Origin of the sequence: Paracoccus sediminicola (genome assembly GCF_027912835.1) — a bacterium.
Classification (GTDB): domain Bacteria; phylum Pseudomonadota; class Alphaproteobacteria; order Rhodobacterales; family Rhodobacteraceae; genus Paracoccus; species Paracoccus sediminicola.
This window is the reverse complement of sequence record NZ_CP115768.1, coordinates 832,049-854,595: the sequence shown is the minus strand read 5'-3', so window position 1 is coordinate 854,595 and position 22,547 is coordinate 832,049. Positions and strand designations below refer to the sequence as shown.

The following is a 22,547-nucleotide window of genomic DNA, read 5'->3' as shown; positions in this document are numbered from 1 at the left end:
GCCTTTAGAACCGGCGCTTAATCGCAAAGACGGATCACCTCGTCGGCAAGGCGCGCCAGCTCGTCGCGTGCGGGGCGGGCATCGCTGCGCTCGCGGACCGAGAGCCCCAGCCCGAGCGTCTCGGCATAGGCGACCCGATTGCCGATCTGAGCCTGCGCCAGCTCGGCCCCGAGCGCGGCGGCGTTTTCCGCCACCTCCGCACCGAGCCGTGTGTTGGGCCGCGCCCGGTTCAGCACCACGAGAACCGGCGCCTTTTCGCGCCGCGCCAGGTCCAGAACCCCCTCGGTCGCCCAAAGATCGACCTGGCTCGATGCGACGGGCACGACCACCAGATCGGCCACGCGCAGCGCCGGTCGCAGATCGCTGTCGATCTTGGGCGGCGTGTCGATGATGACGATGTCGAAGCGCTTTTTCAGCTTCTCGCTCTCATAGGACGCACCCCAGGCCGATGAGGTCGAGAACTCCATCCCGTCATCCTCGCCCAGACGCTCCATCCGCTCGATGAACCAGCGGCCGAGACTGCCCTGCGGATCGGTATCCACAAGCGCCACGCTGAGCCCCCGCGCCCTCATCTCGATGGCGAGATTCGCGGTGAGCGTGGTCTTGCCCGAGCCACCCTTCTGTTGCGCGACGGTGATGATGCGTCCGGCCATTCTGCCCCCTGTTTCTGCCCTGCGGCGATCCTAGCGGCGGCGTTGCGGCTTTGCACGGGGTTTCTGCGTCTGCATCATTGCCCGAACACGCCCTGCACCTCGTACATGACCGGCTCGAAGCTGCGGCAGAGACCGTGGATGACCCGGTTGCGCTCGCGCATCTCCTGAGTGCGCAGCATCGCCTGGTAATCGCCCCGCGTTTCCCATTGCGAATAGGTGGCGATGCGGGTCTGGGCGTCGTTCAGATGCACCGCGCCCCCGATGAAGCCGGGTTGCTGGCTGATGACCTTGTCCCAGGCATCGGTGAGCGCGTCCAGAACGTCATGGGCAGTGCCCGGCGTGACATCGAAGGTGGTGATGACGGTCTGGCCATCGAAATCGCTGCGAATCTGGGGCATGTCCCTCTCCTTGCCTTGATGCGGGTCAGCCTGCCACGGATCGGGGCCGCGGCAAAGCGGCTTGCGGGGTGGCGCAGGATCGATCAACATCGCATCGCAACCAGACGGAGCAGCGGATGATCCCGGTATTTGACGGCCATAACGATTTCCTGCAACGCCTGCTTTCCGAGGGCGCCGACCCGCTCGCAATCTGGGTCGAGGGTGACGGCAGCGGCCATATCGACCTGCCCCGGCTGCGTCAGGGCGGCATGTTCGGCGGGTTCTTCGCGCTATGGGCACCCTCGCCCCCCGATCCCGACGGGATCGACTGGCAGGAGCAGCAAGAGCGCCCGCCCTATGCGGTGCCACTGGCCGAGCCGATCGACACCGATGCCGCCACGGCGCATATGCTGCGGCTGACCGCAAAGCTCACCGCGCTGGAACGTCATGGCAGCCTGTCCATCTGCCGCAATGTGGACGAGATCCTCGCCGCCAAGGAAGAGGGCCGTATCGCCGCGATCCTTCATATGGAGGGGGTAGAGGGCATCGCCGATCTCGACATGCTGCATCTGTGGCACCGGATGGGGCTGCGTTCGCTGGGGCCGGTCTGGTCGCGGCGCAATGACTATGGGTTCGGGGTGCCGTTCGAGTTCCCCGGCAGTCCCGATAGCGGGCCGGGTCTGACCGATGCGGGGAAGGATCTGATCGCGGAATGCGACAGGCTGCGCATTCTCGTCGATCTGGCGCATCTGAACGCGAAAGGCGTCGAAGACGTCGCGCGGATCAGCAATGCACCGCTGGTCAGCACCCATTCAGGCGCTCACGCAGTCAGCGCATCGACCCGCAACCTGACCGATGCGCAGCTTGAGGTGATTGCAGGCACGGATGGCCTCGTCGGGCTGAACTTTGCCGCAGGATTCATCCGCGAGGATGGGTGCCGCCTGCCCTTTGACGGCTTCGACCCCTATCTGAGGCATCTCGACCATCTCATTGATCGCCTTGGCGAAAACGGCGTCGCGCTCGGCTCGGATTTCGATGGCGCGCAGATGCCGCATGATCTTTCCGACGCCGCCGCCCTGCCCGCGCTGATCTCGGCGATGCGGGCCCATGGCTATGGCGAAATGCTGATCGAAAAGATCGCCTGGCGGAACTGGATGGATCTGCTCAGGCGGAGCTGGGAGCGGTAAGCGCCGCCAGGACCGTCTCCAGCGCTTCTCGCGGCAGCATCACCAGCATATTCCCGTCGATCGTCAGACGCACCGGGCCGGTGACCTCGTTCGAGGTGCCGACGCGGCCATCGGTCGTAAACCCGATCCCGTCAATGGGCCAGCGAAGCCCCTCGCTGCGGCCACGCGACGCCCCCATGGGAAACAGCGATACCCTGCTGCCCGTGGGCAGTCGCAGCATGAGATCGGGCGGGGCGAGAAAGGCGATATCCTCGGCGGCGAGCATGATGCAGGGCGGAGACGGGTGGCGCGTCATCACGTTCAGCGCCGCCAGCGTATGATCCAAGCGCCGCCCGGAAAACCCGACCGCGATGACATATCGGGCGGAGATGCGGCTCAGCGCCTTGCCGAAATCGGTGCTGTCCTGTTCGGCGATATGGGCAAGCCGGTCGGGTCCCAGCCTCGCGCGCGCGCTCTGCGAGATCGAATCGAAATCGCCGATGGCAAGCTCTGGCCAGTGACCCAGATCAAGCGCGGCATCGGCCCCGCCATCCGCCGCCACCAGATGCGGGGCATTAGACAAGGCCAGCGCCAGATCTTCTGCCGTGACCGCCCCGCCACCGATCAGCGTGACACCGCTTGCCGCCCGGACCAGCGCCGCGCTCACCCTTCGTCCTTGCCGATTCCGGTGAAAACGCGCTTGAACGGCAGCGCCCAGACGATGCCGAGCGCCACGAAAAGCAGCAGCTCGGCCCAGATCGGCAGCCGCCCGAAGCTGTCATTCACCCAGGCCGAGAGCATCCAGGCGACGACGATATAGCCCGGCAATCCCAGCACGAGGAGCAACAGCGACAGCCGCTTGCGGGTCTTGAGATTCATTTGCTCTTCCTTCCGGCCATCTTGACGGCCCCTGCGCGCGTCCCCTGCACCCCGTCCCGATGCGCCGGCGACTTCGGCCGGAACATGCGGTGCGACGGGCCCACTCAATCCGCGAAAGGATCGGTGACGAGGATGGTATCATCGCGCTCTGGACTGGTCGACAGCAGCGCCACCGGGCACTGGATCAGCTCTTCGACGCGGCGCACATATTTGATCGCGGCGGCGGGCAGATCGGCCCAGCTTCGGGCGCCCTCGGTCGATTCAGACCATCCGGGCAGTTCCTCATAGACCGGCTTCACCCTGGCCTGAAGCGCGGCGGCGGTCGGCAGATAATCATAGACCTCGCCGTCGATCTCGTAGCCGACGCAGATCTTCAGCGTCTCGAAACCGTCCAGCACATCCAGCTTGGTCAGCGCGATGCCGTTCACCCCGCTGATCGCGCAGGTCTGGCGCACCAGAACCGCATCGAACCAGCCACAGCGCCGCTTGCGCCCGGTGACGGTGCCGAATTCGTGGCCCCGCTCGCCAAGGCGCTGACCGTCCGCATCGTCCAGCTCGGTCGGGAACGGGCCTTCGCCGACGCGGGTGGTATAGGCCTTCACGATGCCCAGAACGAAGTCGATGGCGCTCGGGCCAAGCCCGGTGCCGGTGGCGGCCATGCCCGACATGGTGGTCGAGCTGGTGACATAGGGATAAGTGCCGAAATCGATGTCCAGCAGACTGCCCTGCGCGCCTTCGAAAAGGATGCGCTTGCCGCTCTTGCGGGCATCGTTCAGCAATTTCCACACCGGGGCGGCATAGGGCAGCAGCTTCGGCGCGATCTCGGTCAGCTGAGCCTTCAGCGCCGCGCGGTCGATAGGCGCCGCGCCGAGCCCCTTGCGCAGCGCATCGTGATGGGCCAGCAACCGGTCAAGCCGCGCGTCAAGCGTCTCGTCATCGCCCAGATCGGCCAGCCGGATCGAGCGGCGCCCGACCTTGTCCTCGTAGGCCGGGCCGATGCCGCGTCCGGTGGTGCCGATCTTTGCCGCACCCGCGGCCTCTTCGCGCAGCTTGTCGAGATCCTGATGCAGCGGCAGGATCAGCGGGGTATTTTCCGCAATGATGAGATTATCCGTGGTGATGCGCACGCCCTGCCCGGCCAGCTTGTCGATCTCGGCGAAAAGCGACCACGGGTCCAGCACAACGCCATTGCCGATCACCGCCAGCTTGTCCTGACGCACGATACCCGATGGCAGCAGCGACAGCTTATAGACCTGGTCGCCGATGACGAGCGTGTGGCCGGCATTATGGCCGCCCTGGAAGCGGGCGATGATCTCGGCCCGTTCGGACAGCCAGTCCACGATCTTGCCCTTGCCCTCGTCGCCCCACTGCGCGCCGACAACCACCACATTCGCCATGTTGCGTTCCTTCCGGGTCATGAATGCCGCCGCCGGTATAGTCGCGCAGCGGCGGCGGGGAAAGCGTATTTCCGGGCGGAAATCACCCCACGGCTAGGCCCCAGGCGCAATGCTGCCTTGCAGCATTGTCGGTGGTCATGCCTGACCATGTTGCCCTAACCTGCCAACAAGGGAGGAAACCGTTCGAACGATATTGAGAGGGTTTCCGAATGACCATCGACAACAGCACCAGAAGCCTTGACCTTCGCGGCCGTCTTTCCGCCATCCTGTCGCGCGGCTGGAACATGATCGAGCAGATCATGCGTACAAATGCCCGCTGCCAGGAGATCGAGGCGCTTCAGGCCAAAACCGACAAAGAGCTTGCCGCGCTCGGCATCACCCGCGACCAGATCGCACTATATGTCTTCCGCGACAAAGCCTGGATCTGACCGGCGCGGGCACGGGATCATGATCAGCGCCCTGTGACACCCGAATACCGCCCGCCGGACGCCTACCGGCGGGCATCTTCCGTTCCGGCGCCGACAGAGGGGGCTCTGCCCCCGCACGGCGCTGCGCGCCGCGCCCCCCCGAGGTATTTCATCGCACCGAAGATGAGCCGCACGCACCCTGCGCGGGCGCTCATCCCGGCAGGGTGCGGCATCTTCGGTGGCGGTCATCGGCACCTCTGCCTGTACCGCTCTGCCAGTCTCGAGCGCAAAGCTTAGGATTCGGTTAGCGGGATCTTCGGTGCGCGAAATACCTCGGGGGAGCGGCGCAGCCGCAGGGGGCAGAGCCCCCTTCCCGGCTCAGCCTGCTTCAAGAACCCGCTCGGCCGCGGCAATGGCCGCATCCGCCGCATCCAGCGACGGCGCACCACCCTGAGCCCGGTCGGGACGGCCGCCGCCGCCCTTGCCACCAAGTGCCTCGGTTGCGGCCTGGACCAGCGACACCGCCGAAATCCGGTCGGTCAGATCCTGCGTGACACCTGCCGCCACAGCCGCCTTGCCCCCGGCCTCGGCCATCAGCAGCACCGCGCCGGAACCCAGCTTCTGCTTCATCTCCTCGATCAGCGGGGCGAGTTCCTTGCCGGTGACGCCCTCGACGCGGCGGCCGATGAACTTGATGCCCGCGACCTCTTTCGCGTCATCCGCGCCGCCGCCGATGGCCATCTGGCGCTTCAGCGTGGCCAGTTCGCGTTCCAGGGCCTTGCGCTCATCCGAGAGCGCCTTGACCTTGTTGACCACATCCCCCGACTGCGCCTTCAGCAGCCCGGCGATCTCTCCGAGCTGCGCGTCCGAGTTGCGGAGCTGTTCCAGCGCCGCCTGCCCGGTCAGCGCCTCGATCCGACGGACACCGGCCGAGGATGCGGAATCGCTCAGCAGCATGAACATGCCGATATCGCCCGTGCGCGCGACATGGGTCCCGCCGCAAAGTTCCAGCGAGTAGGTCTCGCGATCCGTGCCCTTGCCGGAATTGGACTGTTTGCCCATCGAGACGACGCGCACCTCATCGCCGTATTTCTCGCCGAACAGCGCCTGCGCGCCGATCTCGCGCGCGTCGTCCGGGGTCATGATGCGGGTTTCCACCGCCGCGTTCTGGCGAATGAACCCGTTCACCTCGGCCTCGATCTTCCCGATCTCGTCGGGCGTCACCGCATGGTTATGGCTGAAATCGAAGCGCAGCCGGTCCGGCGCGTTCAAGGATCCCCGCTGCGCGACATGATCGCCCAGATGGCGGCGCAGCGCCTCGTGCAGCAGATGGGTGGCCGAGTGGTTCGCCCGGATCGCGCCGCGCCGGTCGTGATCGACCTCCAGCTTCGCGGCCTGTCCCCGGCTGATCTGGCCCATCGTGACCTCGCCGATATGGATGAACACGCCGCCGGATTTCTTCGTGTCGGAAATCCGCGCCATGCCGGTCTCGGTCTGCACCGTGCCGGTATCGCCGACCTGACCGCCCGCCTCGGCATAGAAGGGCGACTGGTTCACCACGATCTGGACCGCTTCACCCTGCTGGGCGGTCTCGATCTCGGCCCCGTCGCGGACCAGAGACAGCACCTGCCCCTCGGCCTCTTCGCTGTCATAGCCGAGGAATTCCGTGGCGCCGTGTTTCTCGCCCAGCTCGAACCAGATCGCGGCATCCTTGGTCTCGCCCGAACCGGCCCATGCGGCCCGCGCCTGCGCCTTCTGCTCGGCCATAGCCGCATCGAAACCCGCGATATCGACCGCCCGCCCCTGCTCGCGCAGCGCGTCCTGCGTGAGATCCAGCGGGAAGCCGTAAGTGTCATACAGCTTGAACGCCGCCTCGCCCGGCAGATCCTTGCCCTCGGGCAGCTTCGCCAATTCATCATCCAGCAGACGCAGACCGCGATCCAGCGTCTTGCGGAAGCGGGTTTCCTCGGACCGCAGCGAATCCTCGATCATCGGCTGAGCGCGGGACAGTTCGGGATAGGCCGCACCCATCTGGCGAACCAGCGACGGCACCAGCTTGTGCATCACCGGCTCCTGCACGCCCAGCATATGCGCGTGCCGCATCGCCCGGCGCATGATCCGGCGCAGAACATAGCCGCGCCCCTCATTGGACGGCATCACCCCATCGGCCAGCAGGAACGAGGTCGAGCGCAGATGATCCGCGATCACCCGGTGATGCACCTTGCCCGGTCCGTCCGGGTCCGAGTTCGTCGCATGGGCCGACGCCTCGATCAGCGCGCGCATCAGATCGGTGTCGTAATTGTCATGCTTGCCCTGCAACAGCGCGCCGATCCGTTCCAGCCCCATGCCGGTATCGATCGACTGCATGTCGAGTTCGCGCATCGAGCCGTCCTCGAACTGCTCGTTCTGCATGAAGACGAGGTTCCATATCTCGATGAAGCGGTCGCCATCCTCTTCCGCGCTGCCGGGAGGACCGCCCCAGATGTGGTCGCCATGATCGAAGAAGATTTCGGTGCAGGGGCCGCAGGGGCCGGTCGGGCCCATCTGCCAGAAATTGTCGCTGGTCGGGATGCGGATGATCTTGTCGTCGCTGAGACCTGCGACCTTTTTCCAGATCTCGGCCGCCTCGTCATCGGTGTGATAAACCGTGACCAGCAGCTTGTCCTTGGGGATGCCGAAATCCTTGGTCAGCAATTCCCAGGCAAAGGGGATCGCTTCGGATTTGAAATAGTCGCCGAAGCTGAAATTGCCGAGCATCTCGAAAAATGTGTGATGCCGCGCGGTATAACCGACATTGTCCAGATCGTTATGCTTGCCGCCCGCCCGCACGCATTTCTGCGACGAGGTCGCCCGCACATAATCGCGTTTCTCGACCCCGGTGAACAGATTCTTGAACTGCACCATGCCTGAATTGGCAAACATCAGCGTCGGGTCGTTCCGCGGCACGAGCGGCGAGGACGGCACGACCTCATGGCCGTTGCGCGCGAAGTAATCGAGAAAGGTCGAGCGGATATCGTTCAGGCTTGGCATTATGGTCCCTCGGGGCTGGTCGCCCCGATGTAAATGCGCGGGCGGGCCATGTCCACACGGGTTGCGTGCAAGCCGTGCCGGGCGCTGCTGCCCGGCCGGAAAGGATCGCGCCCGCCTGGGGTGGGCGGGCGCGGGGCTGCCGCTGCCGCGACAGCCAGGCCGGGTCGCTGCAGCGACCGGCCGTAACGATCTAAGCTCCGTCCCCGGCGCGCATCTCGCGCCGGCGCATCGGCATGGCGTCGATGATCTCGCGGAAGCGGGTCATCTCGACCGGGGCGCCCGACGAGAATTTTACTCCGCCATCCTTTCCGATCAGATAGACGCCAAAGCCCTGCGGGCCGAGCTTGTCACGAAGCGTGCCGCCCGCCTCCGGGTCGGTGTCGGTCAGGATCAGCATGTCGCGATCCGCCACCTCGGGCGCTGCGCTGGCGAAAATTTCCATCTGACGGCGGTAATCCGCGTCGTCTGCCGACTGCGCCATGACCACCACAGGCCGCGCCTCCCAGCGAAAATCCGCGAGATCGACCTCCGCCGCTTCTATCGGAGCAGCCTTGTTCTGCCGCCATTCCTTCAGGCTTGCCCCCATGGCGCCCCCACCGATCAGCGCCGCAGATGCGGCGATTGCAACCAAACATCTCATGGTCACGTTACGCGACACGATGTGCTGAAGTTGCAGCGAGGGCGCGAATTTCTTCGGGGTCAGCCCTCGATACGTGTGAAGTCGGCGATATTCCGCCCAGCTTCACGGATGCGGGACAGCAGGTTCAGACGGTTGCGCCGCACGATCTGGTTGTCGGTATTGACCTGCACCGCATCGAAAAACGCGTCAATCGGCGCGCGCAGGCCCGCAATCGCGGACATGGCGGCGGGGAAGTCTTCCTTGGCCACCGATGCTTTGATCGCCGGTTCGGCGGCGTCGAGCGCGGCAAACAGGGCGCGTTCCGCGTCGGTCTCGGCGAATTTCGGATCGGCCCCGAAGCTGTATTCGACGCCGTCCTTTTCCTCGGCCTGCGCCAGGATATTCGACGCCCGCTTGAGGCCCTGCGTCAGGTTCTGCCCGTCCTCGGTGCTGAGCATGTCGTTCATCGCCGTGGCCCGGTTGACGACCAGCACCAGATCGTCATTGCCGGGCTGCGCGAGCACCGCGTCGATGATGTCATGCCGGATGCCCTGATCGCGGAGATAGACCTTCAGGCGGTCATGAAGGAAGGCGAGGAGGTCGTCGGAGATGCTGCCGACGCGATCCTCGTCGGCAGCCGCGCCATGGCCCGGGCCGTGGCTCTTTCCGAAATCGCTCATCAACCCTGACGACAGAGCAGCACGCGCTGTCTTGCCAAGCTGAGAGCGCACCCCATTCGCCAGCACCAACCGAATAACCCCCAACGCCGCCCGCCGCAGCGCAAAGGGGTCCTTAGACCCCGTGGGCTTCTCATCAATCGCCCAGAACCCGGACAGCGTGTCGATCTTGTCGGCGAGCGCGACGGCAACCGAAACAGGCGCGTCCGGCACCTTGTCATTCGGCCCGAGCGGTGAGTAATGGTCCCGCGCGGCATCGGCGACCGCCGCGTCCTCTCCGGCCTCAAGCGCGTAATACCTGCCCATGATCCCCTGCAACTCCGGGAACTCGCCGACCATCTCGCTGCGCAGATCCAGCTTGGCCAGTTCGGCCGCGCGCGCCGCCTGATCCGGGTCGGCCCCGACCATCGGCGCGATCTCTCGTGCCAAGGCGGCGATCCGGGCCACGCGGTCCGCCTGCGATCCCAGCTTGTTGTGGAAGGTCACGGATTTCAGACCTTCGGCCCAATCGCCCATGCCCGCCTTCGCCACGCGCAGATCGTTTTCCCAGAAAAACGCCGCATCCGACAGCCGCGCAGCCAGCACACGCTGGTTCCCGGCAAGGATCGTCGCGCCGTCATCGGGTGTCTCGATATTGGCGACGGTGACGAAGCCCTCGATCCGGCCGGTCTTCGGATTGCGGGCCGAAAAGAATTTCTGATGTTCCTTCATCGAGGTCTGCAACACCTCGGGCGGCAGATCCAGAAACCGTTCCTCGATCTCGCCCATCAGCGGCACGGGCCATTCGACCAGGCCGGCAACCTCGGTCAGCAGGCCCTGATCCTCGACGATCTCCCAACCCCGGGCGAAGGCGAGATTGGCGGCTTCCTGCGCGATGGCCCCCTCACGCTCGGCGGTGTCGAGCATCACCTTGGCGCGGCGCAGCTTTATCGCGTAATCCTCGAAATTCGCGACGGAAAACGCATCCGGCGATAGAAAACGATGACCGCGGGTCGTGTCGCCCGAGGCGATGCCGTCCACCTGCAACGGCACGATCCGCGCACCGCTCTCATCCGAGAGAATGCATAGGATCGAATGCAGCGGACGCACCCAGCGCAGCGAACCCGCACCCCACCGCATGGATTTCGGCCAGGGGAAGTTGCGGATCGCGGCCGACAGCACCTCTGCCACGATCTCGGCCGCCGGACGGCCGGGCCGGTCGATCACGGCGAAATAGACCTTCCCCTTCTTGTCGTCGCGCAGTTCCAGCTGATCCTTGCTCAGCCCGGTCGAGCGCAGGAAACCCTCCAGCGCCTTTTCCGGGGCGTCGGCGCGCGGGCCTTTGCGTTCCTCTCGCTCAGGCTTCGAGGAATCCGTCAACCCCTCGACCGACAAGGCCAGACGGCGCGGGGTCGAAAACGCCCCGGCGCTCGCATAGGTCAGCCCGGCCTCGACCAGACCATTCGTGACCAGCTTCTTCAGCTCCTCACGGGCGCGGGCCTGCATCCGGGCGGGTATTTCCTCAGAGAAGAGTTCGATCAGCAAGTCGGGCATGTGTTATCCGTCTGTCGGTCCGGGCCGCAGGGCCGTTAAGCGTTCTTCTGGAATATCACGACGATGGCGCGGTATTCCTTGTTGGTTTTGCGCGTATTGAGCGGCGTCAGCAGCCGCCCCTGATCGCCGAAATTCCTGCTCAGCATCTCGACCAGGGCTTCCAGCGTGATACCGAACGGGTCCAGGGGATTTGCGGCCTCGGGCGATTGACCCTTGGTGTAATCCAGCAACATCACCCCGCCAGGGCGCAGCGCGTCGATCCAGGCCGCGAAGGCCTGTTCGGGCTTGAATGCGTGATCCCAGGAGTTCGAATAAACGAAATCCGCCTTGCCCGACCAATCGGGATTGATGTAATGGAAATCCCACTGGACCGTGTTGGGGAACTGGCTGGCAGTGTCCGAAATCTCGGTCCCGATCACCTCGGCCCCGGCGCCCAGCGCATCGCGGAACCAGCCCTGTTCGGCGCCGCGCCGTGTGCCGTGACAGATGCCAAATCCGATCCGGCCCAGCTTTTCTGACAGATAAGCCGAAAGGATGTCGATATGGGACCGCTTGACGAATTGCGCGCGCAGCTTGGCCTTGTTGCCGGCTGTCTGCACCATGCGATAGGTGTCGTAATCGGGATACTGGAACAGCACATAGCCGTCCTGTTCCAGCTTTTCCTCGCCCGCCAGCGCTTTCGCATCGACGACGGCCTGCTTGAATTTTCCCAGTTTTTTCTTGTCGTCCATCCCTGTCAACCTGCTTGCAGGCCCCTCATCCGTCATTCCATCACGCCGCGCTCGGGCGTCTTATCATTGATCTGGTGCCAGCCGAAGACGCGCCCGTCGGGGTAGACTGCAAGGATACGGTCCACATCGGGCGCAATTTCGGATCGCGCGAGCCATGCGCCGGCGGCGCCGGTTTCAAGGTCGTGGCCGATCTGTTCGGCATCGAAACAGTCGAACCAGCCGGGGCCGTAGGTCGGTGTGGCATCCGGGAAAGGCGTGGCATTTGCGGGCAGCGGCGCGGTCAGCCGGGCGCAGGCCCGCCAGCGATGCGGGGCGCTGCTGCCGTCGATGGCGCGAATGTCCTGGGCTGCCAGCGGCACGGGCGCGCCATCCACAACGGCAGTCAACTCGACCTCTGCCGGGTCGAGTTCGTCGTAATAGGCATAGTTCTGCGTATACCAGACCCCGATCCCGGCCGCGACGCCGCACAGCACCAGCCCGCCGGCCATCAGCTTCCCTGCGGTGATGTTCATGCCACGTCCTGCGCAAGCGGGGTCTGCATGAAGAGATCGGCACATTTCTTGGTGAGCGCCCTCACCCGGCGGATATAATCGGCGCGTTCCGTGACCGAGATCACCCCGCGCGCATCCAGCAGGTTGAACACATGGCTGGCCTTGATCGCCTGATCATAGGCCGGATGCGCCATCAGGATGCGGCGCCCGGCGCTGTCCTCTTCGGCGGCGGTGACGATCCGCTCGCATTCCGCCTCGGCATCCCTGAAATGCTGGAACAGCGTTTCGGTATCGGCCACCTCGAAATTCCAGCGGGAATATTCTTCCTCGGTCTGGCGGAAGATGTCGCCATATGTCAGCGGGATCGGGCTGTCGGGATCGTTGAACGGCATGCCCATCACATGCTCGGCACCCAGCACATACATCGCCAGACGCTCTAGCCCATAGGTCAGCTCGCCCGAGACCGGCGCGCAGTCATAGCCCGCGACCTGCTGGAAATAGGTGAACTGGCTGACCTCCATCCCGTCGCACCAGACCTCCCAGCCCAGCCCCCAGGCACCCAGCGTCGGGGATTCCCAGTCATCCTCGACAAAGCGCACGTCATGGATCAGCGGGTCCAGCCCGATGGCACGCAGACTGTCCAGATACAGCTCTTGCAGGTTGGGCGGGCTGGGTTTGATGATGACCTGATACTGATAGTAATGCTGCAACCGGTTCGGGTTCTCGCCATAGCGCCCATCGGTCGGGCGGCGCGAGGGCTGGACATAGGCCGCCGCCCAGGGCTTCGGCCCCAGCGAGCGCAGCGTCGTCGCCGGGTGAAACGTGCCCGCGCCGACCTCCATATCGTAAGGTTGCAACACTGCGCAGCCCGATTTCGCCCAATGAGCCTGCAGGCGCAGGATCACATCCTGGAAACAACGCGGGGCTGCGTCACTGCTGGGGCTGGTCATGGGGGCATCCTTTTTCGTATGTCTGCCAAAGCGCCCGCGTGTTCTAGGCGCGGCAAGACAAAGGGTCAACGGACCGGCATGAGGCGAGACAGAATTATGAAGGCGAAAATGATGAAACCGATTGTGCTGCTGGCACTTGGCACGGCGCTGCCGGGCATGGCGCTGGCAGAGGACGTGTTCATCCGCGTCGAGGCAAAGCGCGGCGCGCAGGCGGTTCAGCAGGCGGCGGCAAGCTGGCAATCACGCGTCGCCGATCTGCCGGTGGTGACCTTCCCGGTCGGTCAAAGCTGGACGGCCATCGCCTTCGGCCCGCTGCCACGCGAAGAGGCCGAGGCGCAGATGGCAGCCCTGAAAGAGGCGCGCACAATTCCGTCGGACAGCTTGCTCAGCCCGGCCGAGGGGCTGCCGGCGACGCCGTTCGACGCCAGCGCCGTTTCGGCGGATACCGCCGCAGCGCAAGACGATCGGCCGCAGGGAGAGAATGCGGCGAACGGCGCCAGCGATGCGTCAACCGCGGGTGTGGTTCCCGCCCCCGCGCCCGAACCGATCCAGCCCGAGCCGCCCTCGCCCGATCACTATCTCCGCCTTGAAGCGTTCCAGGACCGGAGCGAAGCCGACGCGGCGCTGAACCGCTGGCGGGAAACCCTCCCCGAGGCCGGGCTGTGGGAAATGCCCAATGGCTGGTTCACCGTCGCCATCGGTCCGTTTTCGGAACAGGGCGCCGGTCAATGGCTGGCGGCGCTGCGCGGCGGCGGCACCATCCCCGAGGACAGCCTCGTGGAAGCTGTGGCCGAGATGGGCCGCACGGTCGTCGAGGGAAGCGAACCCGGCTGGCCGCTCGCCCCCGAAAACCCGCCCGAAATGCCGCCCATGGCCGAAGTGCAAAAGGCGCTCAGCTGGGCCGGTTTCTATGACGGCGCGATTGACGGCCAGTCCGGCCCCAAGACCCGCGCCGCCATCGCCGCCGAACTCGGCGCGCAGAGAGAGACCCCCGATGCAGCGACGGCGATGCTCAAGCTGATGGAGCGCCGTGACGCCTGGCGCGCCGAGATGGGGCTGACGACGCTCGACGACGATTACACCGGCTTGTCCGTGACCGCACCGATGGAGCGTCTGACCCATGACCGCGACGAACGGGCGCTGTCGATCTATGGGCCGAAGGACGAATCCGGCGCGGCGCTGATCCTGTTCTCGCAGCCCGGCGGCCAGCAGGAGATGGAGGATCTTGCCGGGCTGGTGACGGCGCTTGGCTGGGTGCCCTCGCCCGAGCGCGAGATCGGGAATGGCACGGCACGGCTCAGCGGGCGGAACGAAACCCATATCGGGCGCTCGGAATCTCGCATTGCCGAAGGCCGGGTCGAGGGCTGGGTGCTGATCTGGCCGGTCGAGGACGCGGCCAACGCGCCCCGCATCGCCGCCGAGATCGCCGACAGCTTCACCCGCAGCCAGCCGCCCCGCGCCGAGCGCGCGCCCGCAATCGACGAGGAAGCCGAGGCGACATCTCAGGATGCGGCGGCAGCAGAGGACAGCAGCGGCGCACCGAACCCGCTGCAATAATCACCGCACCGGCCCGCCTGCGCGGCTTTCGGGCGCGCAGACGGGCCGCCCGGATCGCTCAGCCGCGCCAGAAGCGTGGCAGCAGCAGCACCAGCACGCTCATCAGTTCGAGCCGGCCGAGATACATCCCGAAGCTCATCAGCCATTTCGCTGCGTCGGGGAATTGCTCGATGCTGCCGTTCGAGGTGATCTCGGGGCCCCAGACCGGCCCGACATTGGCCACCGCCGTCCAGGCGGCGGTCAGGGCTGTGCGCGGATGCAGTCCGATCAGCGCGAGCCCTACGATCATCAGGCCGAGCGTCAGCACGAACATGGTGAAAAATGTCATCACCGAGTCGACCACGTCCTTTTCCAGCCGCTTGCCCGCCAGCCGAAGCGGATAGAGCCGGTGCGGCGACTGCATCCGGCGGATCTGGGCGCGCACCGACTGGAACAGCACCTGATAGCGGAAGACCTTGACCGAACAGCCGGTCGAGCCGGTGCAGCCCCCGATCAACGCCACGCAGAACAGCAGTGCAAACGGCAAATGCCCCCATTCCAGCACATTGGTCGAGGCATATCCGGTGCCCGAGAAGATGGTGATGACGTTGAAGGTGGTTTCGCGGATCACCTCCCATGGATCGGCGGTCTGGTGGATATAGATCAGCCGATAGGCGACGATGGCGGCGATGGAATAAAACACCCAGCGCAGATAGGTCCGCACCTGGGTGTCGCGCCATAGCGGCACGACATCGCCGCGGATCGCCTGCACCATGCGCACGAAGGGGATCGAGGCCAGGATCATGAACAGCGTCGCCACCCATTCCGCCGGGCCGATGAACTCGGCAAAGCTTGCGTCATAGCTCGAGAAGCCGCCGGTCGAACAGGTGGTCAGCGCGTGCAGCACCGCGTCATAGGCGCTCATCCCGGTGACGATATACAGCAGCGTGCAGGCAACGGTGATGCCGAGATAGATCCATGTCATCTCGGCGGCGATCTGGCCGGCGCGGGGCAGCACCTTGCCGAGCGTGTCGAACCCTTCCGAGCGGAAGAACTGCATCCCGCCGACCTTCATCACCGGCAGGAACACCATCGCCACAACGACGATCCCCAGCCCGCCCGACCATTGCAGGATGGCGCGCCACATATTCGCGCCGCGCGGCAGGTTGTCGAGTTCCGGGATCACGGTGGTGCCGGTGGTCGTCAGCCCCGACATGGCCTCGAAATAGGCATCGGTGAAATTCAGCCCCGGCGCGCCGATCATCAGCGGCAGCGCCCCGATCAGCGGAAGCACCAGCCACAGGCCGGAGGTGAGAAGAAAGCTCTGTTCGATGGTGAGATTTCCGCGCGATGAGGCCGTGGCGGCGACGACCAGACCGCTCAGCACCACCACGATCATCATCGCCTCGGCCATATAGATCCAGTTCGGATCGCCGGCGGCATAGTCGATTGCAATCGGGAACGCCATCATCGCCCCAAGCGCGACGCTGATCCTGCCGATGGTATGGGCGACGGGGCGGATATCTATCATGGGGATTGCTTGCCGCGCGCGGCCGGGGTCGTCAAGCGCGGGCGCATGGCGCGCGCCGACATTCCCGACCGGGGAGGTTTTCAGGCCGCAGCGCTGTCATCCTCGGGCACCGGGTTGTGACAGGCGAAGCAATGTCCGCCCCGCCCCGGATCGCCGCCTTCGAGCGCAGGTTCCACGCTGAGACAAACCTCCTGCCGCCGCCAGCAGCGCGGATTGAACGGACAGCCTTCAGGCTTGGCCATGGGCGAAGGCAATTCGCCCTCCAGCTTGATCCGCTCCTTGCGGTCCGAGGGATTGGCCATCGGTGTCGCCGACATCAGCGCCTTGGTATAGGGGTGGCGCGGCGCGTCGAAGATCACGTCCTTCGGCCCGATCTCGACCGGCTCGCCCAGATAGATCACCATCACCTCATCGGCGATATGGCGCACGACGGACAGGTCGTGGCTGATGAAGAGATAGGCGAGATCCATCCGCTCCTGCAGATCGAGGAGCAGGTTCAGCACCTGGCTCTGGATCGACAGATCAAGCGCCGAGACCGGCTCGTCCAGCACCAGGATCTTCGGTTCCAGCATCAAGGCGCGGGCCACGGCGACGCGCTGACGCTGCCCGCCCGAGAACATATGCGGATAGCGGTCGAAATGCTCGGGCCGCAACCCGACCATGCCCAGCATGTCGCGGGCGCGCTGCTCACGTTCCTTCCGGTCGATCTCGGGCCGGTTCAGAAGCAAAGGCTCCATCAGCGTCTGGCCGATGGTCTGGCGCGGGTTCAGGCTGCCATAGGGGTCCTGAAACACGATCTGCACCATCGCGCGCAGATCGCGGTCGCGGCTCGCGCCCTCGGGGCCGATGGTCTTGCCCCCGATCACCAGCTCGCCCTCGGTGGGCGGCTCGATCATGGTCACGACGCGCGCCAGCGTGGATTTTCCCGAACCGGATTCGCCGACAACGGCCAAGGTCTTGCCCGGGGTGAGCGTAAAGCTGGCCCCGTCAAGCGCGCGCAGCGTGGCGGCGGGCTGCATGAAGCCGCCCTTCACCTCGTAATGGCGTTTCAGATTGGTGGCGGTGAGGACAGGGGCGCTCATGCGGCGGTCTCCTTGCCGGTGGGCTGGCCGTCCACCAGCGGATAGTGACACAGGGCGCGGCCCAGATCAGGGCTGGCGGGGACCGGACGCTCGGCCTGGCAACGCGCATCGGCAAATTTGCAGCGCGGCGAGAACAGGCAGCCGGCCGGGCGGTCGAACTGGCCGGGCACCACACCCGGAATCGTCGGCAGACGGCGTTCCGTCGCGCGCTCTGGCAAGGCCGCCAGAAGTGCTGCGGTATAGGGGTGATGCGGGTCGTCGAAAAGCCCCTGCACCATATGCTCTTCCACGCGCTGCCCGGCATATTGTACCTGAACCCGCTTCACGGTCTCTGCGACGACGCCCATATCATGGGTAATCAGCACCATCGCCATGCCGGTATCTTCCTGAAGCCCGGTGAGCAGTTCGAGGATCTGCGCCTGAATGGTCACATCAAGCGCGGTGGTCGGCTCGTCCGCGATCAGCAGCTTGGGCTTGTTGGCCAGCGCCATGGCGATCATGCAACGCTGGCTCATTCCGCCCGAAAGCTGGTGGGGATAGGCCTTCAGCCGCTTTTCCGGCGCCGGGATGCCCACCTGACGCATCAGTTCGACCGCGCGGTCCTGCCGCTGGCTGCGATTCAGGCTGGTATGTTTGCGCAGGCTCTCCTTGATCTGCCAGCCGACGGTGAAGGCCGGGTTCAGCGAGGACATCGGCTCCTGAAAGATCATCGAGATATCGCGCCCGACGATCCGCCGCCGCCCCCGCGCCGAGATGCGGCGCAGGTCATGGCCGTCGAACTCCATCTTGTCGGCAGTGACGGTGGCGGTCCAGGGCAGCAGCCCCATCAGCGCCAGCATCGAGACCGATTTGCCAGAGCCGGATTCGCCCACGATGGCCAGCAGATCACCCTGATCGACGGTGACATCGACCCCGTCCACCGCCCGGAAACTGCCCGAGGTGGTGGCGAAATCGACGCTGAGATTGCGGATTTCCAGAAGAGACATGGCTCAGCTCCGCTTCAGTTTCGGGTCGAGCGCGTCGCGCAGACCGTCGCCCATCAGGTTGATGGCGAGCACGGTGACCAGGATGCATAGCCCGGGAAAGGTGACGACCCACCAGGCGCGCAAAATAAACTCGCGCGCCTCGGCCAGCATGGTGCCCCATTCCGGGGTCGGCGGCTGCGCGCCCATGCCCAGAAAGCCGAGCGCCGCCGTGTCCAGCACGGCCGTAGAAAAGGACAGTGCCGCCTGCACGATGATCGGCGCGAGACAGTTCGGCAGCACCGTCTTGAACATGATCCGCAAGGGACGCCCGCCGGCGATACGCGCGGCGGTCACGTAATCCTTCGACCGTTCAGACAGCACCGCGGCGCGGGTGAGGCGCACGAAATGCGGTTGCAGAACGATGGCGATGGCGATCATCGCGTTCAGCAGGCTCGGCCCGAGGATCGCCACCAGCACGAGTGCCAGAAGCAGGCTCGGGAAGGACAGCACGATATCCATGAGCCGCATGATGAGCGTGTCGAGCCAGCGCGGCGCGAAACCGGCGATCACGCCCAAAAGCACACCGATCGTCGTCGCGATGGTCACGACGATCACGCCGACGAAGAACGAGAAGCGCGCGCCATAGATCAGCCGCGACAGCAGATCCCGGCCAAGCGCATCGGTTCCCAGCAGGAACCGCGTCGAGCCGCCATCCTGCCAGAAGGGCGGCACCAGCAACGCATCGCGATATTGCGCATCGGGCGCATAGGGCGCCAGCACCGGGGCCAGCGCGGCGACGATCAGGAAGGCCAGGAACACGAACAGCCCGATCACCGCACCCCGGTTCTCGCGGAAGGAGGACCAGAACTCGCGCAGACGCGATGGCGGTGCGGTCGGGGTTTGCGGGCTGGCGGTCTGGCTGGCTGTCTCTGTCATGGCTCAGCCCTTTCGGATCTTGGGGTTGAAGAGGCCGTAAAGCAGATCGACGATCAGATTCACGATCATCACCACGAGCGCGATCAGCAAAAGCCCGCCCTGCACGACCTGGTAGTCGCGGCGGAAGATGGAATCGACCATCCATTTGCCGATGCCGGGCCAGGAGAAAATCGTCTCGGTCAGGATCGCCCCGGCCAGAAGCGTGCCGACCGAAAGGCCGATCACGGTGATGACCGGGATCATCGCGTTGCGCAGGGCGTGGATCCCGTTGACACGCATCGGCGACATGCCTTTGGCGCGGGCGGTGCGGACGTAATCCTCGCCCAGAACCTCCAGCATGGCGGAACGGGTCTGCCGCGCGATCACCGCAAGCGGAATCGTCGCCAGCGCCACGGTCGGCAGGATCAGATGCGACACGGCCGAGCGGAACGCCCCGGATTGCCCGGACAAAAGGCTGTCGATCAGCATGAACCCGGTCGGCGTGTCGAAGAAATACATCAGCCCCATCCGGCCCGAGACCGGCGTCCAGCCGAGCCCGCCCGAAAACACGATGATCAGCAGAAGCGCCCACCAGAAGATCGGCATCGAATATCCGATCAGTGCCGTGGACATCAGCGCCTGATCGAAGAACTTGCCGCGATTGACCGCGGCAATGACGCCTGCGGGAATGCCGATCAGCGTGGCGAGGATGATCGCGCAGAGCGACAGCTCGACCGTGGCCGGGAACAGCGCCATGAATTCATCCAGCACCGGGCGCTTGGTCACGAACGAGGTGCCCAGATCGCCCTGGAAGATCCCCGCCACGTAATCGAGATACTGTTTCCAGATCGGCTGATCGAAGCCGAGCTGCTCTTGCAGCATGGCGTAGCGCTCGGCGCTGACGCCGCGCTCGCCCGCCAGAAGGAGGATCGGATCGCCCGGCAGCAGGCGGATGAAGGCAAAGGCCACGATGGTCACGCCGATAAAGGTCGGCACGAAGGTTCCAAGGCGGCGAAGAAAGAAGCTCAGCATCGGCAGGTTCCGGGCTTGGCATAAAACGATACGGCCGGGCGGCGCAGCGCCGCCCGGCCGTCAAGCTTGAGGACAGCTTATTCGGTCAGGCTGACGCCATAGAACACATGGCCCCCGAACGGGTCGATCTTGTAGCCCTGCACCTTGGTGCTGATCGGCTCGTTCACGACCGAATGCGCGATGGTCGCCCAGGGCGCCTGCTCCTTGAAGATCACCTGCGCCTCTTCATAGAGCTTCGTGCGCTCGGCCTGATCGGATTCCTCCTTGGCCTGCTTGATGATGCTGTCGAATTCCTCGTTGCACCATTGCGCACGGTTGGCGTCTCCCACCGCGTCGCAGCCCAGCAGAACCGCCAGGAAGTTGTCCGGGTCGCCATTGTCGCCGGTCCAGCCCAGCAGAACCGCACCGTCCCGATCCTCGGCCTTCGAACGCTCGAGATATTCGCCCCATTCATAAGAGACGATTTCCGCATCCACCCCGACTTCCGACAGATCGGCCTGGATCATCTCGGCCATGCGGCGGGCATTGGGGTTATACGGACGCTGCACCGGCATCGCCCAGATCTTCATCGACAGATCGGTAACGCCCGCCTCTTCCAGAGCGGCTTTCGCGGCCTCGGGGTCATAGCCGTCATCCTCGATCGCATCGTTATAGGACCACATGGTCGGCGGGATCGGGTTCTTCGCGACGCTGCCGGCGCCCTGGAAGATGCCGTCGACGATGGCCTGCTTGTCGATGGCCATGTTCAGCGCCTTGCGGACCTCGGGCTGATCGAACGGCTCCATCTGGGTGTTATAGGCCAGATAGCCCACATTCAGACCTTCGCGGCTGACGACGTTGATGTTCTCATCCGCCTTCATCGCTTCCAGATCGGCCGGGTTCGGATAGGGCATCACATGGCATTCGCCCGCCTTCAGCTTCTGATAGCGGACCGAGGCATCCGGCGTGATGGCAAAGATCAGGTTCTCGATCGCCGCCGGCTCGCGCCAGTATTCGTCGTTGCGCGCGTAGCGGATCACCGCGTCCTTCTGGTAATCGACGAATTTGAACGGCCCGGTGCCGATCGGTTGCTGGTTGAACAGCTCGGGCGTGCCGGCCTCGATCAGCTGGTCCGCATATTCCTTGGACGCAATCGACGCGAAGGGCATGGCGAGGTTCGCGAGCATCGGCGCTTCGGGACGGGTCAGCGTGATTTTCACGGTCAGATCATCGACTTTCTCGACCGACTCGATCAGGTCGGGCATCGACATCGAGTTGAAATATTCATAGCTCGCGCCGTCGGTCATGTCGTGATACTCGCCGCCGTCCTCGCCCTGGCGGGTCAGGCTGAAGATCACGTCATCCGCGTTCATGTCGCGGGTCGGGGTGAAGTAATCGGTGCTGTGGAATTTCACGCCTTCGCGCAACTTGAAGGTGAACTCCAGCCCGTCCTCGCTGATTTCCCAGCTTTCGGCGAGGCCCGGCTCGATCTCGGTTTCGCCATGAACGAAATGCACCAGCCTGTCATAGACATTCCGCGCCGAGGCGTCGAAGGTCGTGCCAGAGGTATACAGCGCCGGATCGAATCCCTCGGGCGAGCCTTCCGAGCAATAGACGAGGTTCTGGGCCGAGACCGCCGACCCCATCAGCATACCGGCGATGCTGAGCGCGACTAGTTTTTTCATCTTGCAACTCCTGTTGGACAACGGTCCGCATTTCCGCGGATCCTTGATCGGCAAAGCTTGCCCCAAACCGCTGCGCCGATGCAAGCGGGTTGCACTTTGAAGTTGAGCGAAACAGACTGTGCAGACGGGCAGCGGGAATCGCATCGCCCCATCATGACCGGCCATCGCATGGCCAGGGTGCCGGAAATGTCCGGCAAGTTAACAACCGTTTGACGGGCATGTCGCTTCTCGCGGCCCGCGCTGAGCGGATTTGTGCCTATATTTTAAGCGCCTCATTGACGTGCAATCGAATTAACATGTTAGTAACAAGTGGAAAATTGTGGGAGCGTCGCGTGATGCGGGCGGGTCTGCCAGTTTCCTGATTATTAGGGCGGCATGGACAGAAGGCCTATTTAATGAGCAAAATTGACGAAAATGCCTATTTGCTGGACGGGATAGAGCTTGGCTTTCTTGCCAGAGATTTGTCGTTTTTATCCCGCGTCCTGCGCGCGCATGTGCGGAATCTCAACGCGGATTTCTATCGCGAGCATGATCCGATCAGCGGCAGCGTGGCGCTGCTGAGCCTGATCGGACTCAATCCGGGGATCTCGCAGAACGACCTTGCCGCGGCGGTGGTGCTCAAGAAATCTGCCGTCACGAAAATCGTGAGCCGGATGGAAAGCGAGGGCTTCGTCATCCGCGACAAGCCGAAATCCGACCGCCGCTATAACGCATTGAGGCTCAGCCGTGAGGGCGAGATGCGGTGGAATGATCTGCGCAACGAGATCCGCAACCAGCAGGAAACCCTTCTGGAACCGCTCGGACAGCGCGATCGCGACAAGCTGTTCAGCCTGCTGGGACGGCTGGTGACGCATTACGCCGATACCGCAGCCGAGATGCCCGCACAGCGCGAGACCGCCGCCGCGAACTGAG

The 22,547-nt window shown here is 64.6% G+C and carries 21 protein-coding genes; 4 read left to right on the top strand and 17 right to left on the bottom strand.

All coding sequences use genetic code 11. The features are described from left to right. Positions 1 to 17: 17 nt before the first annotated feature. A complete protein-coding gene (gene parA, locus PAF18_RS04265; RefSeq protein ID WP_271117382.1) occupies positions 18 to 653 on the bottom strand; it encodes a ParA family partition ATPase in 636 nt (211 codons plus the stop codon). A 74-nt stretch (positions 654 to 727) separates the two neighbouring features. Continuing rightward, positions 728 to 1,051: an antibiotic biosynthesis monooxygenase family protein gene (locus tag PAF18_RS04260; protein WP_271117381.1), complete on the bottom strand. Its 324-nt coding sequence runs from the start codon at positions 1,049 to 1,051 to the stop codon at positions 728 to 730. A gap of 116 nt (positions 1,052 to 1,167) precedes the next feature. Between PAF18_RS04260 and PAF18_RS04255 the strand changes: the two genes are divergently transcribed. Further along, positions 1,168 to 2,217: a dipeptidase gene (locus PAF18_RS04255; RefSeq protein WP_271117380.1), complete on the top strand. Its 1,050-nt coding sequence runs from the start codon at positions 1,168 to 1,170 to the stop codon at positions 2,215 to 2,217. Here the strand turns inward: PAF18_RS04255 and PAF18_RS04250 are convergent. The 3 genes from PAF18_RS04250 to PAF18_RS04240 form a co-directional block, all read right to left on the bottom strand. Continuing rightward, positions 2,195 to 2,863 carry a thiamine diphosphokinase gene (locus PAF18_RS04250; RefSeq protein ID WP_271117379.1) on the bottom strand — a complete coding sequence of 223 codons (669 nt, stop codon included), beginning with the start codon at positions 2,861 to 2,863 and terminating at the stop codon, positions 2,195 to 2,197. The two genes, PAF18_RS04255 and PAF18_RS04250, sit on opposite strands and share 23 nt — an antisense overlap. Continuing rightward, positions 2,860 to 3,075, bottom strand: a complete 216-nt coding sequence (locus PAF18_RS04245; RefSeq protein ID WP_271117378.1) for a DUF2842 domain-containing protein — start codon at positions 3,073 to 3,075, stop codon at positions 2,860 to 2,862. Before PAF18_RS04245 ends, PAF18_RS04250 begins: the two co-directional genes overlap by 4 nt. Positions 3,076 to 3,179: 104 nt before the next feature. Continuing rightward, positions 3,180 to 4,472, bottom strand: coding sequence for an adenylosuccinate synthase (locus PAF18_RS04240; protein ID WP_271118052.1), 1,293 nt, complete (start codon positions 4,470 to 4,472; stop codon positions 3,180 to 3,182). Positions 4,473 to 4,681: 209 nt separating this feature from the next. Here PAF18_RS04240 and PAF18_RS04235 point away from each other — a divergent pair, with 209 nt between their 5' ends. Beyond that, on the top strand, positions 4,682 to 4,900 hold the full coding sequence (locus PAF18_RS04235; RefSeq protein ID WP_271117377.1) for a hypothetical protein: 219 nt from the start codon (positions 4,682 to 4,684) through the stop codon (positions 4,898 to 4,900). A gap of 357 nt (positions 4,901 to 5,257) precedes the next feature. Here the strand turns inward: PAF18_RS04235 and alaS are convergent, their stop codons facing one another. The 6 genes from alaS to PAF18_RS04205 form a co-directional block, all read right to left on the bottom strand. Then, positions 5,258 to 7,909 (bottom strand): alanine--tRNA ligase, encoded by a 2,652-nt coding sequence (gene alaS, locus PAF18_RS04230; RefSeq protein WP_271117376.1) that lies wholly within the window; start codon positions 7,907 to 7,909, stop codon positions 5,258 to 5,260. Between the two features lie 190 nt (positions 7,910 to 8,099). After that, positions 8,100 to 8,549, bottom strand: a complete 450-nt coding sequence (locus PAF18_RS04225; RefSeq protein ID WP_271117375.1) for a DUF4174 domain-containing protein — start codon at positions 8,547 to 8,549, stop codon at positions 8,100 to 8,102. A 59-nt stretch (positions 8,550 to 8,608) separates the two neighbouring features. Further along, on the bottom strand, positions 8,609 to 10,738 hold the full coding sequence (gene glyS / locus PAF18_RS04220; protein ID WP_271117374.1) for a glycine--tRNA ligase subunit beta: 2,130 nt from the start codon (positions 10,736 to 10,738) through the stop codon (positions 8,609 to 8,611). 35 nt (positions 10,739 to 10,773) lie between these two features. Then, entirely contained in the window at positions 10,774 to 11,469 is a 696-nt protein-coding gene (locus tag PAF18_RS04215; RefSeq protein ID WP_271117373.1) for a class I SAM-dependent methyltransferase, read from the bottom strand. Positions 11,470 to 11,501: 32 nt separating this feature from the next. Next, complete coding sequence (locus PAF18_RS04210; RefSeq protein ID WP_271117372.1) at positions 11,502 to 11,981, bottom strand: DUF6446 family protein; 480 nt, start codon at positions 11,979 to 11,981, stop codon at positions 11,502 to 11,504. Beyond that, positions 11,978 to 12,910, bottom strand: a complete 933-nt coding sequence (locus PAF18_RS04205) for a glycine--tRNA ligase subunit alpha (protein ID WP_271117371.1) — start codon at positions 12,908 to 12,910, stop codon at positions 11,978 to 11,980. Before PAF18_RS04205 ends, PAF18_RS04210 begins: the two co-directional genes overlap by 4 nt. A 111-nt stretch (positions 12,911 to 13,021) precedes the next feature. Here PAF18_RS04205 and PAF18_RS04200 point away from each other — a divergent pair, with 111 nt between their 5' ends. Beyond that, positions 13,022 to 14,467: a peptidoglycan-binding domain-containing protein gene (locus tag PAF18_RS04200; protein WP_271117370.1), complete on the top strand. Its 1,446-nt coding sequence runs from the start codon at positions 13,022 to 13,024 to the stop codon at positions 14,465 to 14,467. 58 nt (positions 14,468 to 14,525) lie between these two features. Here the strand turns inward: PAF18_RS04200 and PAF18_RS04195 are convergent, their stop codons facing one another. The 6 genes from PAF18_RS04195 to PAF18_RS04170 form a co-directional block, all read right to left on the bottom strand. After that, on the bottom strand, positions 14,526 to 15,977 hold the full coding sequence (locus PAF18_RS04195; protein ID WP_271117369.1) for a TrkH family potassium uptake protein: 1,452 nt from the start codon (positions 15,975 to 15,977) through the stop codon (positions 14,526 to 14,528). Between the two features lie 80 nt (positions 15,978 to 16,057). Beyond that, positions 16,058 to 17,059, bottom strand: a complete 1,002-nt coding sequence (locus PAF18_RS04190; RefSeq protein WP_271117368.1) for an ABC transporter ATP-binding protein — start codon at positions 17,057 to 17,059, stop codon at positions 16,058 to 16,060. After that, positions 17,056 to 18,045: an ABC transporter ATP-binding protein gene (locus PAF18_RS04185; RefSeq protein WP_271117367.1), complete on the bottom strand. Its 990-nt coding sequence runs from the start codon at positions 18,043 to 18,045 to the stop codon at positions 17,056 to 17,058. The genes PAF18_RS04190 and PAF18_RS04185 overlap by 4 nt, the downstream gene beginning before the upstream one ends. A gap of 3 nt (positions 18,046 to 18,048) precedes the next feature. Next, positions 18,049 to 18,960 carry an ABC transporter permease subunit gene (locus PAF18_RS04180; protein ID WP_271117366.1) on the bottom strand — a complete coding sequence of 304 codons (912 nt, stop codon included), beginning with the start codon at positions 18,958 to 18,960 and terminating at the stop codon, positions 18,049 to 18,051. Between the two features lie 3 nt (positions 18,961 to 18,963). Continuing rightward, the gene (locus PAF18_RS04175; protein WP_271117365.1) at positions 18,964 to 19,971 is read right to left on the bottom strand and encodes an ABC transporter permease subunit; all 1,008 of its coding nucleotides are present in this window, start codon (positions 19,969 to 19,971) and stop codon (positions 18,964 to 18,966) included. Positions 19,972 to 20,048: 77 nt separating this feature from the next. Next, entirely contained in the window at positions 20,049 to 21,635 is a 1,587-nt protein-coding gene (locus tag PAF18_RS04170; RefSeq protein ID WP_271117364.1) for an ABC transporter substrate-binding protein, read from the bottom strand. A gap of 395 nt (positions 21,636 to 22,030) precedes the next feature. Here PAF18_RS04170 and PAF18_RS04165 point away from each other — a divergent pair, with 395 nt between their 5' ends. Further along, a complete protein-coding gene (locus PAF18_RS04165; RefSeq protein WP_271117363.1) occupies positions 22,031 to 22,546 on the top strand; it encodes a MarR family winged helix-turn-helix transcriptional regulator in 516 nt (171 codons plus the stop codon). The last annotated feature ends 1 nt before the right edge of the window (position 22,547 follow it).